This is a genomic window from Micromonospora sp. NBC_01740 (assembly GCF_035920365.1).
Taxonomy (GTDB): domain Bacteria; phylum Actinomycetota; class Actinomycetes; order Mycobacteriales; family Micromonosporaceae; genus Micromonospora; species Micromonospora reichwaldensis.
Window position 1 is genome coordinate 2,603,279 of the sequence record NZ_CP109150.1, and the last position, 11,782, is coordinate 2,615,060.

General features: G+C 70.8%; 6 protein-coding genes. 5 read left to right on the forward strand and 1 reads right to left on the reverse strand.

What is annotated here, in order from left to right; genetic code table 11:
• The first annotated feature begins 158 nt into the window (after positions 1 to 158).
• From OG989_RS12490 to OG989_RS12505, 4 genes are all read left to right on the forward strand, one after another.
• On the forward strand, positions 159 to 5,702 hold the full coding sequence (locus OG989_RS12490) for an AAA domain-containing protein (protein ID WP_327030577.1): 5,544 nt from the start codon (positions 159 to 161) through the stop codon (positions 5,700 to 5,702).
• Between the two features lie 45 nt (positions 5,703 to 5,747).
• Complete coding sequence (locus OG989_RS12495; RefSeq protein WP_225852170.1) at positions 5,748 to 6,053, forward strand: helix-turn-helix domain-containing protein; 306 nt, start codon at positions 5,748 to 5,750, stop codon at positions 6,051 to 6,053.
• Between the two features lie 79 nt (positions 6,054 to 6,132).
• Positions 6,133 to 7,125: a MarR family transcriptional regulator gene (locus tag OG989_RS12500; protein WP_327030578.1), complete on the forward strand. Its 993-nt coding sequence runs from the start codon at positions 6,133 to 6,135 to the stop codon at positions 7,123 to 7,125.
• Complete coding sequence (locus OG989_RS12505) at positions 7,122 to 7,748, forward strand: hypothetical protein (RefSeq protein ID WP_327030579.1); 627 nt, start codon at positions 7,122 to 7,124, stop codon at positions 7,746 to 7,748. Before OG989_RS12500 ends, OG989_RS12505 begins: the two co-directional genes overlap by 4 nt.
• Positions 7,749 to 7,949: 201 nt before the next feature.
• Here the strand turns inward: OG989_RS12505 and OG989_RS12510 are convergent, their stop codons facing one another.
• Positions 7,950 to 11,024, reverse strand: a complete 3,075-nt coding sequence (locus tag OG989_RS12510) for a DUF3427 domain-containing protein (RefSeq protein ID WP_327030580.1) — start codon at positions 11,022 to 11,024, stop codon at positions 7,950 to 7,952.
• 345 nt (positions 11,025 to 11,369) lie between these two features.
• Here OG989_RS12510 and OG989_RS12515 point away from each other — a divergent pair, with 345 nt between their 5' ends.
• Positions 11,370 to 11,759, forward strand: a complete 390-nt coding sequence (locus tag OG989_RS12515) for a hypothetical protein (protein WP_327030581.1) — start codon at positions 11,370 to 11,372, stop codon at positions 11,757 to 11,759.
• Positions 11,760 to 11,782 lie beyond the last annotated feature (23 nt).

Genomic DNA, 11,782 nt, shown 5'->3' on the forward strand with positions numbered 1-11,782 from the left:
GTGGGTAGGGTCCGGGGACCGCCAGTGGGGAGGTGGGAGCCGTGCGTCAGCGCGGAGGTGACCGACTGCTCGTACGACGAGCCCGCCTGCCGATCTCCTGACGACAGGTCGATCCGTCCCGTCCTGGCCGGTCCACCCAGCAGAACCAAAGGTGCCGCATGCTTTCCCGCTCCACGTCCTCGACGGAATCGCCCGCACTCATCCGGGACCGGGCCACCTCCCTGGTCGAGTACTTGATGGCCGTGCGGGCGCAGCTGGAGAAGCCGGCCCGGACGGTTCCCACCGCCGACGCCTTCTGGCAGCACGACTTCCCCGCGCACGCCGCCTGCGAGGTGGGCGTCTCGACCGACGGCGCCAGCTGGCTGCGGGTCGGCCTGCCCGCCGCCACGAGACCGATCAGGACACCCGTGGAGTTCGCGCCGCACCTGGCCGGTGCGCCGTCGTACGCCGTGGAACCCCGGCTCGTCGGCGACGAGGAGACGATCGAGAGGCTCCAGGAGCGGTTCGCGCAGTGGCGGGAGCGGGAGTGGCGCCCCTGGGCCGACCAGGCCCGGCGTACGGAGGCGACGCGGCAACTGCACCGCAGCCTGTTCGACTTGAAGCACCGCGTCGACATGGACGCCGCCACCCACGAACTCGTGTGGGGCCACGGCGTCATCCGCACCGACGTCGCCGGGCACCGGGTGCAGTACCCGCTGGTGGTGACCCCGGTCGCCATCGAGTTCGACGCCGACCGGTCGATGGTCACGGTGGCTCCGCAGGGCGCGCCCCGGCTCCAGACCGACCCGCTCACCGGCCTCGACGAGCGCTACCTGAGTCAACTGCTCGCGCTGGCCGGCTCCGGCGGTCAGCTCGACCTCGACGTCTGGCACGACCTCGACCGGGTCGAGTTCTTCGAGCGGGCGCTGCGCCGGCTCGGGCACGACCCCGTCGTCCGGGACAGCGGCGCGGCGGCCCCGGCCGGCCCGCACGTGCACGACACGGGCGTGCTCTTCGTCCGGCCCCGGCAGCGGATGCTGCGCCGCTTCCTGGAGGAGCTGCGCGCCCGGCTGCTCGCCGGCGACACCGCGAGCATCGGCTCGCTGGCCGCCATCCTGGCGCACGAGCCGAGCCGGCTGGAGATGCCGCAGGACCAGCCGGCGCGGTGGGCGCCGCTGGGGGAGCGGCTGCTCATGCCGCTGCCGACCAACGAGGCGCAGGAGTCCATCGCGCGTCGGCTCGCGCAGCACCGCAACGTCGCCGTGCAGGGCCCGCCCGGCACCGGCAAGACCCACACCATCCGCAACCTGATCTGCCACCTCATGGCGCACGGCAAGCGGGTGCTCGTGGTGGCGCAGAAGGAGGACCCGCTGCGGGTCCTGCGCGACGGCCTGCCGAAGGAGATCCAGTCGCTGTGCCTGGCGGTGCTGGGCCGCTCCACCGACCAGCTCGTGCAGCTCCAATTGGCCGCCCGCGAACTCTCCGACCGTGGGGCGACCCTCGACAAGCGGGGCGAACAGCAGCGCGTCGACCGGCTGCGCCGGCAACTGGAGGAGGCCGAGCGGGACCTCGGCCAGGCCCTCGGCGGCCTGCGCACCATGGCCGAGAACGAGTCCGCGCACTACGAGATCGACGGCATCCGGTTGTCGCCGAGCGACGTCGGCAACTGGCTGCGGGAGCGGGCCGACCGCTACGGGGACATCCCCGACGCCCTCGCGCCGGACGTGGCCGCACCGCTGGGCGTGGAGGAGTTCACCGAGCTGCTCGACATCGCCCGGCGTACCGTCCGGCAGGACCGCACCCAGGCGCTGCGGCACCTGCCCACGGCCGCCGAACTGCCCGCGGAGGCCGCCGTCCTCGCCGGGCGGCGCGAACTCGCCGCCGCCCGCGAGGAACTCGACCGGCTCGCCGCCGCCGGGGTCGTCCTGCCGGAGGTGCGGGCGTTCGGCCGGCCGGCGCTCGACGACCTCGTCGGGCAACTGCGTCAGGCGCTGACCCTGCTCGCCGGCCGCGAGGGGGCGTGGACCGACCGGCTGGCCACCCTGCTCCAGGCCGACCCGAACTGGCAGACCATGTGGCAGGACCACGTCGCGGCCTGCCAGCGCGCGCTCACCGACCTGACCGCGGCGACCCGGACCCTCGCCGGCCACCAGGTGATCGTGCCCGAGGCGCAGCTCGCCGAGCCCCGCCGCCTCCTGGCCCAGCTCGGTGAGCTGCGGCAGCGGTTCGCGACCGGCAAGGGCGTCAACCGGCTCTTCCAGAGCACCCTCGCCCGGCTCGCCGCCGAATGCCGCATCGACAGCGAGCCCCTGCGCACCACCGAGGACGTCGACATCGTCGTCGCGTACGTCACCCGGCTGCGGCTGCGTCAGGAGCTGAACACCCGGTGGGCCGAGTGGCGGCAACTGCTCAACCTCCCCGCCGACCTCGGCGACCAGCCCGACCTGTGGGTGGGTCGGCTGCTCACCGACGCCGCCACCGCGCTCGACTGGGACCGCCGCCGCTGGCCCACCCTGCACGCCACCGTCCGCCGCCTGCTCCCCCGGGCCGAGCAGGCGGTCGACGTACGCCGGCTGACCTCCCTCGCCGACCTGGTCTCCCGGTGCGCGACCGTGTTCGAGTACGACCGGCTCGTCGCCGACGAGCGGACCCTCGGCACGGTGCTCCAGGAGGGCACGTCGAGCACGGACGCCAGCGAGCTGTGGCGGCTGCTCGACCAGAGCCGCCAGCGCGCCGACCTCGAAGGGTGGGACGGCATCCTCGACGAGGTGCGCCGGCTCGCCGCCCTGCGCCCCGACGCGCAACGCTTCGCGCAGCTCACCGAACGGCTGCGGCCGGCGGCGCCCGGCTGGACCGCCCAGATCGAGGACGGCACCGCCGTCGCGATCGGCGGCACCGGGGCCGACTGCCCGCACCGCTGGCAGTGGCGCCGCGCACAGACCTGGTTCGACACCGTCGTCGGCAGCGTCGACCCCGTCGCGCTGGGCCGCCGGATCGAGCAGACGCGGGAGCGGATCCGGCGGCTGACCCAGGAACTCGTCGTCGCCTCGTCCTGGCTGGAGGTGTCCAAGGCACTCGACGACCGGCGCCGGGCCGCGCTCGCCGACTGGACCACCGCACTGCGCAAGATCGGCAAGGGTACGGGCAAGAACGCCGCCCAGTGGCAGGCGCACGCCCAGCGGGCCATGAACTCCGCCGTCGACGCCGTGCCCGTCTGGGTCATGTCCGTCGACCGGGCCATCGAGCAGTTCGCCGGCGGCGCCCACTTCGACGTCGTGATCGTCGACGAGGCGTCGCAGGCGGACATGTTCTCCCTGCCGATCCTCAGCCTCGCCGAACGCGCCGTCGTCGTCGGCGACGACCAGCAGATCGGCCCGCAGCTGTCGTTCGTCGGCACGGTCACCGGCCTGATCAACTCGCACCTGGTCGACGTGCCCTCCGCCGAGCACTTCGACCCGGAGAGCAGCCTCTACGACCACGCCGTACGCCGCTCACCCGAGCGGATCCTGCTCACCGAGCACTTCCGCTCCGTACCGGCGATCATCGGCTTCTCCAGCCAGACGTACTACGGCGGCGAGATCGAGCCGCTGCGCACCGACCGGCCCGCCGGCATCGGCGAACCCGTCGTCGCCGTGCACGTCCCCGAGGGCATCCGCCAGGACCTGCCCACCTACGGCAACGTCAACGTCGCCGAGGCCGAGGCGCTCGTCGATCGGGTCGCCGCGATCGTCGCCGACCCCGCGTACGAGGGACGCACCATCGGCGTGGTCAGCCTGCTCAGCACCAGCGGGCAGGCCATCTACCTGCTCACCCGCCTGCGCGAGGTGGTGGGCGAGGAGGAGATGGAACGGCGTCGGCTGCGCGTCGGCGACCCGTACACCTTCCAGGGCGACGAACGCGACATCGTCCTCGTCTCCACGGTCGTCTCCCCGCACAACGGCATGGTCTCCGCCTTCACCAAGCGCGACCACCACCGGCGGGTCAACGTCGCCGCCTCCCGCGCCCGCGACCAGCTCTGGGTCTTCCACTCCGTGCAGCCCGCCGACCTGCGCGAGGACGACGCCCGGGGGCTGCTGCTCACCTACTGCCAGAACGTCACCGCCGCCGAGGAGGCGTACGACGACCTGGAGAAGCGCTGCGACAGCGACTTCGAACGCGCGGTGCTGCGCCGCGTCCTGACCCGGGGATACCGGCCGCTGCCGCAGTTCCGCATCGGCGGGTACCGGATCGACTTCGTCCTCCCCGCACCCGACGGGCGGCGGCTCGCCATCGAATGCGACGGCGACGCCTACCACGGGCCGGACCAGTGGGAGAGCGACATGCGCCGGCAGGCGGTGCTGGAGCGGGTCGGCAACTGCGTCTTCGTCCGCATCCGGGGGAGCGTGTTCAGCCGGGACCCGGAGGCGGCGCTGGAGCCACTGTGGGAGCGCATCGCCGAGCTGGGCATCGAGGTGTCGTCCCCGACGGCGGCGCCGGTCATCGACGCCGAGATAGTCGAGGCTGCGCCGGTCAGCACGGAGGAAACCCGCGCGACGTCTACCTTCGCGCCGGCCCCGGTGCCCGCCGTGCCGGTCGACGACGTTCTGCCGCCGGTGGAGACGACCGGCAACGATGGTTCCGTCAGCGCCGAACCGCCGTCGGTGGTGACCGAGCCCGTCGAGGTCGAGCCCGTTCCTCCGGCGCCGGCTGCCCGCGCCGGCTCCGAGGGCAGCGGCGACAAGGAGCCGCGCGGGGTGGCGGTACCCCCGGTGCGACCCACGCCCGGCGCGGCCCCGCCACCGGCAGACGAGCCGGCGGGGACCCCGGACGACGGCATGGCGCCGGTGCCCGCCGGCTACCGGAACGTGGCTTGGCTGCGGCCGTACGAGGCGGTGGCCGCCCTGGACAGCTACCAGCACTGCCGCGACGTGCCGGTGCGGCACGAGGGCAAGGTGCTGGGATGGGCCCGCTACTACGACAGTGCCTCCGCCGAGGCGCGCAAGTACCGGGCCAACGTCCGCGTCGAGCGGGCACACCCGAACGGCGCGCGGCTGGTCTGCTGGGTGCGCCCGCACGAGGCGAAGGCAGTGATCGCCGCGGCGTCGATGAAGCGCGACATGCCGGTGGAGGACAGTCGCGGCCGGCACGCGGGCCTGGTCCAGTACTTCCCGGCCGCCAGCCCCGCCGCCGTACGCTTCCGCAGCGTCACCCGGCTCCTGCGGCTGTCGGGCGGCGAGAGCCGCGACGCTCGCCCGGCCGCGCCGCCGGTCCGGCCCGCGCCCGAGCCGCGCGGCCCAGCCGAGCCGCGGCCCGCACCGGCGGGCGAGGGGACGCCCGCCCGGCGGGAACTGGAGGAGACGCTGCACCAGGCGATGGTGCGGGCGTACGACCAGGAGGCCGATCCGGCGGACGAACCCGTCGAGGCCTCGGCCGATCGCCGGGCGCTCGAAGCGGCGTTCCACGAGGCGATGGTGCGTACGTACGAGCGGGCCCGGGACGAGGCGAACTACCACGCCAGCCTGCTGCTGCGGATGGTGACCGAGAAGGGCGGCCTCGCCACGGCCCGGCAGCTCCTGCACCACCCGCTGGTCTCCGACGGGTTCACCGCGCTCTGGGAGCGGGGGCGGGTGGACCTGACGGCCGAGGCGGTGGTGATCCGGCCGCGCTTCCGTCCGCTCTTCACCGACGAGGAGTTGGCCATCGCCAGCAATCGCGTGGTGGACGCCTCGGCACACGCGTCCTGATCGAGTTGGCGCAGGTCGGGGACTCCACGGCATAGCATCAGCGCTATGACGATGAGTGACCGCGTCGACTGGAATGACCTGCGTGATCGCCGAATGGCGGAGCCCGGAGCCACCGAGGCGTACGAGGCGACGCGCATCGCCTTCGCGCTCGGGCAGGAGGTGCGGCACCTGCGGGAACACAAGGGCTGGAGCCAGAGCCAGTTGGCGAGGTCCGCCGGCATGACCCAGTCCGCCGTGGCCCGGTTCGAGGCAGGCGGCACCGTGCCGACCCTGCCGGTACTGGAGCGCCTCGCACGGGCGCTCAACAGGAAGCTGGACGTCAGGTTCGCTCCGAAGGCCGACGCCGTTTGAGTCTTCACTGCCATGTCGTGAGGTCAGGAGGTGTATAAGTATTACTTAAGGAGGGTGGGTAATGCTTATATCGGCATCTGTGTGGCAAGCCCTGACCGAAGCTGGGGTCACGCTGGTCCCTCGTGGTGTCGACCGTGTCGAACTGAGCTACGCGGGCGCCCGCGCCCTACTGACTGTCGTTTCATCGCCGACGCCACTGAGCCCCAGCAACATCGCGTCGTTGACCAGCCGTCATCCAGAACGGTGTCTGATCGTTGTCCCGGCGGCTTCACCGGCCGTGCGGCAAGCGGTCGATGAAGCCGACTGGTCATGGTTGGTCGATACCGGGCAGCAGGTGACCGGCACCGTACGCGTCAACGGGGTGAAAGTAGTGCTGCGTTCTCCGCCGCAAGCTGCCACGCGACCCGCCAAGCGGGGTCCGGTGCCGTGGGGCACCCTCACTCTGGTCCGCAGAATGCTCCAGCGCCCGTACGCCAGCCAGCGGGAACTGGCCGCCCTCGCTGGCGTTTCCCAGCCGCGCGTCTCGCAGGCCCTGAACGTCCTGGCTGACCAAGAACTCGTCCGTCGTACCCCCAATGGATGGGTCGTGCGGGACATCGATGAGGCAATACGTTGGTGGTTGGAGTCCTATCCCGGGCCGGGCGGAATCAGCACCCGGTGGTACGGGATGGCGTCAGCAGTTGAGCAGGCTCGGACGGTTGTCGCGCTGGTCGGGGCGACTGACCCGACTGCCGTCGTGGTCTCCGGCGATGTCGGTGCAGACGTCATCGCTCCCTGGCGCGCCCCCATCCGTGCGGTTCTCTATGGCCGAACCGGAGCGAATCTGGAGGACGCCGGCCTCGTCCCCGCCGGGGGCGATGAGGCAACCCTGGAGTTCAACGTCCCGAGGGACCCGGGCCTGTGGCAGCCTTCCGGCTCGGCGACGCCAGTCACGAACAGCCTCCCGCTGGCCGACCCGCTGCAGATCCTGTGGGACGTGCGGCGTTCGCCGGGCCCCGACAGCGAGGAAGCGGCGCATCGCGTGTGGGACGTTCTACGCCGTCGTCATCGTGACCGAAGGGATGTGGCATGACCGGGCCGACATCGTCGAGCGCGGACCCGATGGCACCGAAACCGGTTTCGGTCGTCTCGACCAGCCGGGCCGCGGATACGGGTTTCCTGACTCTTGCCGACCTGGCGCAGATCACTACCGCTCTCGGTCTGGACTACCGGATTGTTGGCGGGCACATGGTCACGCTGCTTGTGGCGCTCCATGGCGTTTCCGAGCAGGTGCCGCTGCGCGAGACGGCTGACGCTGACTTCGCCGCACTGCCGAGCGTCATCGCTGACCCTCGCCTACCAGGCGCTCTCCTCGAGCGTGGCTACCGATCACGGGAGGCCGCGAACCGGTTCACCCGTGACAGCGCAGACGAATATGGGCAGCTCAGCTTGGTGATCGACATACTTGCGCCGTCATATCGGGGCGTGCTGGTGCCCAATCAACGGCACGGCGACCTGGTGGTCGACGAGGTCCCTGGTCTCGTCCTCGCCCTGCACCGGCCCGTTGAGTTGCTGGATGTCGACGTCCAACTCACCAACAAAGACCATCTGAGCATGTGCGTCGCACTCCCGGACGTAACGTCAGCGTTATGCCTGAAAGCGCTCGCTTACCGCGGACGTTTTGCCCGAAGGATGCAGTCGATCTCTGGCGCCTGATCCATGCGGCACATGCGGCCGGGTTACGTGCCGCTGATTGGCCGGTGAGCATCACGGGGCGTCAGGCCGCAGATGTACTGCACCGCTTCTTCGGCACGCCCGATGCGGCAGGTCTGAAACAAATGTCGTCGAGCATCGCCGACCGCACCCGGATGCGGGCGTTGGTCCGAGAGATTGTGCCAGCCGGATAGCGCCACAGGCTCATGCGGCGATGGTTCGGGCGGTGGCGTACACGTCGGCGGGGAGGGCGTGTGCCAGTCGCCAGATGATGCGCATGGGCCGGTCGCCGGTGTGCTTCTGATAGGTCATCGGGCCGGCGTAGAGGTAGGCGGGCGCGCCCAGGTCCCGGTCCGCGACCCGGGTCTCGCGGACGAAGAGGTGCACAGTCGAGCCGCGCGAGGCGTGGTGGATGTAGCGCTGCCCGGTCGCCGAGGCCGACGACGTGGTGCTCTGCGACTCCCACTGGAACAGGCTGTCGGTGATGGCCCGGTCGGCGTACATGGTGGTGGGGGAGTAGTGCTGCTCCGACTTGACCAGGGTGACGAAGAAGAGGTCCGCCTGGGCGTCCGGCAGCCACTTCACCCCCTCCCGCAGCGAACCCGGGTTCGGCATCCCGAAGGCGGCACACGCCTCGTTGCGGCTGTAGCGGGCGTGTACCCGCAGCGGCACCTCCGCCGACAGCGGCTGCGGCGTGACCCGGTGGATCCGCTCGCGCAGCACCTCGGCCACCTGCCGCAGCTCGGCGCAGCGGGCCGGCTCCGCCCAGAGCCGCGCCAGCCGCTCGTCCCGCGAGGACAGTGGTGCGTTCGGCCCCCAGAGGTCGAAGTGCAGCATGTCCCAGAGCCGCCCGGCACCCGGCCGCTCACCCGCCGCCATCTGGGTCAGCAGGTCGAGGCGGTCCGGGTCGTCGAGGTGCAGCATCCGCCCGATGGCCCGGCCCAACTCCCGGTCGTCCGGCCCCGGCGTCGATGACTCCAGCCCGGCGAGCCGGCGCAGCCCGGTCCATCCGCCGACGGTCGCCGACCGGTACACGTCCTCGATCTCCACGCCGGTCTCCCGCAGGAACTCGGCGAAGCTGACGTCCCCGAGGTGCCGCAGCTCCGCCAGCAGGCCGTTCTTCGACGTCGGCATGACGGTACGCAGGTTGTCGAGCACGACCTTGCGGGTGACCGGGTCCAACTGGATGTGGCAGCCGCTGGGCAGCGACGGGAAGTCCTGCTCGACGGCGTCCCTGATCTCCCGGCGGCTGACCCCGGTCAGCGCGCGCCAGCGCAGGTCGAAGCGGAAATTGGCATGCTGCCCGCCGATGAAGTCCAGCACCGTCAGGCAGGGCTTGTCGTCGTCCAGGCGCAGCCCACGGCCGAGCTGCTGAAGGAAGATCGTGGCGCTCTCGGTGGGCCGCAGCATCAGGATCGTGTCGACCATCGGCAGGTCGACACCCTCGTTGAACAGGTCGACGGTGAAGAGCACCCGCAGCTTGCCGGCCTTGAACTCCCGCAGCAGATCATGCTGAGCGAGTCGATCCACGTGAGAGGTCACCGCCGCCGACGGCACGCCGTGCCGGGTGAACCACTCCGCCATGTAGCGGGCGTGGGCGATGCTCACGCAGAACCCGAGCGCCCGCATCCGATCCACGTCGACCGTGTCGCGTACCGCCTTCAGCACCAGCCGCGCCCGCGCGTCGTTGCCGGTGTAGAGGCCGTCAAGCTCGCCGAGGTCGTACCCCTGGCCGCGCTTCCAGCGCAGCCGCGACAGGTCCACGTCGTCATGCAGCCCGAAATACTGGAACGGCGCGAGCAACTGCCGCTCCAACGCCTCCCACAGGTGCAGCTCCACCGCCACGCGACCGTCGAACCAGCGCCGCACATCCCGACCGTCGGCCCGGTCGGGGGTCGCCGTCAGCCCCAGCAGTACGCGCGGCTGAAGCCGCTCCAACAGCCGGGCGTACGTCGGTGCCTCCGCGTGGTGGAACTCGTCGACGATCACCATGTCGTACGCCTCGGGGTCGATCTCCCGCCTGTGTAGCGACTGGATGGAGGCGAAGACGTGCCGCCACCTGGTCGGGGTCTTGCCCCCGACCAGCGTCTCGCCGAAGCTGCCGTCGAGCATGACCTGGCGGAACGTCGCCAGGCTCTGGGTGAGGATCTGCTCCTGGTGGGCGACGAAGAGCAACGAGTCGACCTGGTTGTTGCGGTGCAGGCGCCGGAAGTCCAGCGCCGCGACGACCGTCTTGCCGGTGCCGGTCGCCATCACCACCAGGTTCCGGTGCCGGCCGTGCACCTGCCGCTCCGCGTCCAGGTCGGCGAGGATCTCCGCCTGGTACGGGTACGGCCGCACGTCCAGGTTGGCGATCTGCGTCGGCGAGTCCTCGCGCCGCTCCCCGCTGAGGGCGTTGCGCAGCCGCTCCGCGTCCCTGCTGGCGTCGTAGTCCTCGAACGCCGGATCGTTCCAGTAGTCCTCGAACGTGGCAGTGAACGTGTCGATGACGTGCGGCTGCTCGACGTTGGAGACGCGCACGTTCCACTCAACACCGTCAATCAGCGCGGTCTTCGACAGGTTCGACGATCCAACGTACGCGGTGGTCATGCCGTTGTTGCGCCGGAACAGCCACGCCTTGGCGTGCAGTCGGGTGGTCCTGGTCTCGTAGGACACCTTGATCTCGGCGCCCAACTCGGCGAGCCGGTCGAGGGCCCGCTGATCGGTCGCGCCGAGGTAGGTGGTGGTGATGACGCGCAGCTTGCCGCCCCGGGCGATCAGCTCGCGGATGGCGGGTTCGACGATGCGCAGGCCGTACCACTTGATGAACGCGCAGAGCAGGTCGACCTGCTCGGCCGACGCCATCTCGTGGGTGACCTCGTGGCCAATGCGCGGCTGGTGGCGGCCGTTGACCAGGAGTGCGCCGGTGGAGAGCGGGGTGGTGGGGCGTTGGGGGAAGGCTGGCTGTGCGGGTGGGGTGGGTGGGGCGGCGATGGCGTGCAGGAGGTGCCTGGCGTCGGTGATCTGGTCCTGTGGTGTCGACGCCTGCGGGCTCTCGCCGGCTATGGCGTCGGCGATGCGGTTGGCCAGTTCGATCTGGTGGCGGAGCTTGTCGTCGCCGCTGGGTACGGCGTGTAGGGCGCGGTGGGCCAGGGCGGCGATGTGACGGGCGAGGGCGTCGGGGGCGTCCGCGGGGTCGAGCTTGTGGTGCTGGACGAGGGCGGGGTCGACGTGCTGGAGGCGATTGGCCAGCTCGCGGGTGATGAGGTGCTCGTAAATGCCCTGATCATGATCCGTCACCCCGGCAACGTAGCCGGTCGCGGTCTTGTAGCGCCGTCCTCAGTCGGATTGGATTCGAGCTGTCGGGTTAGCGACAGAGAGGGCTTTAGCGGTTGCACCGAATGCCCAGTTCGTCATCCTCGCCGCTCGGTCAGCGCGTGCATGTCGCGGCCTGGTTGGCCAGCTTGACCTGGGGAAATGCGTCAAGCCTGGCAAGTGGTTGCCGTCGGGCAATATGGGCTCCAGAGGTTATTGACAGCGCAAAGAGGCTAGGTCGAACCGTCTGACCGGCTGAATACCTCGGGTCCCACCGTTGGGACTCTCGCCGGTAATGTCCCCAGCACACCTTGTGGGGAGGTCAGGTCGATGTTTGCTGGGCTGGAGACGCCGTTCGTGGCCGAAGCGGAGCTCGCCATGACCGCAGTGCTGGCCGCATCGCGGTCCGCGAGGCACTGCGGCGTCGTGGTCGACTCGCCTTGCGAAGCCGGTGAGTCGAAGCCAGTGGCGAGTGCAATTACTCAACTAGCCGAGGCCGGCGGGCCGCTGATCCTTCGTACGCAAACCAGCGATCAGGTCGAACCCCTCTTCGAGCGCCTGGCGTGCAAGACGCTGGAGTCGCGCCAGGATCGACTCTCCGCCGCCGACCACCAGCCGTCGAACCGCGTTAGGTGTTACAAGTCGGCCCCCGTTGCCGCCACTGTCGAAGACCGCAGCGCGACCGCCATCGCCCTTCCTCCGTACGTGGTGGCAGGGTGAGGCCCGGGCGGGCCCCAGTTCAG

Excerpts from the sequence above, each read along its gene's own strand:
- OG989_RS12490 (WP_327030577.1), top strand. The coding sequence starts at position 159 with ATGCTTTCCCGCTCCACGTCCTCGACGGAATCGCCCGCACTCATCCGG.
- OG989_RS12505 (WP_327030579.1), top strand. The coding sequence starts at position 7,122 with ATGACCGGGCCGACATCGTCGAGCGCGGACCCGATGGCACCGAAACCG.
- OG989_RS12515 (WP_327030581.1), top strand. The coding sequence starts at position 11,370 with ATGTTTGCTGGGCTGGAGACGCCGTTCGTGGCCGAAGCGGAGCTCGCC.
- OG989_RS12495 (WP_225852170.1), top strand. The coding sequence starts at position 5,748 with ATGACGATGAGTGACCGCGTCGACTGGAATGACCTGCGTGATCGCCGA.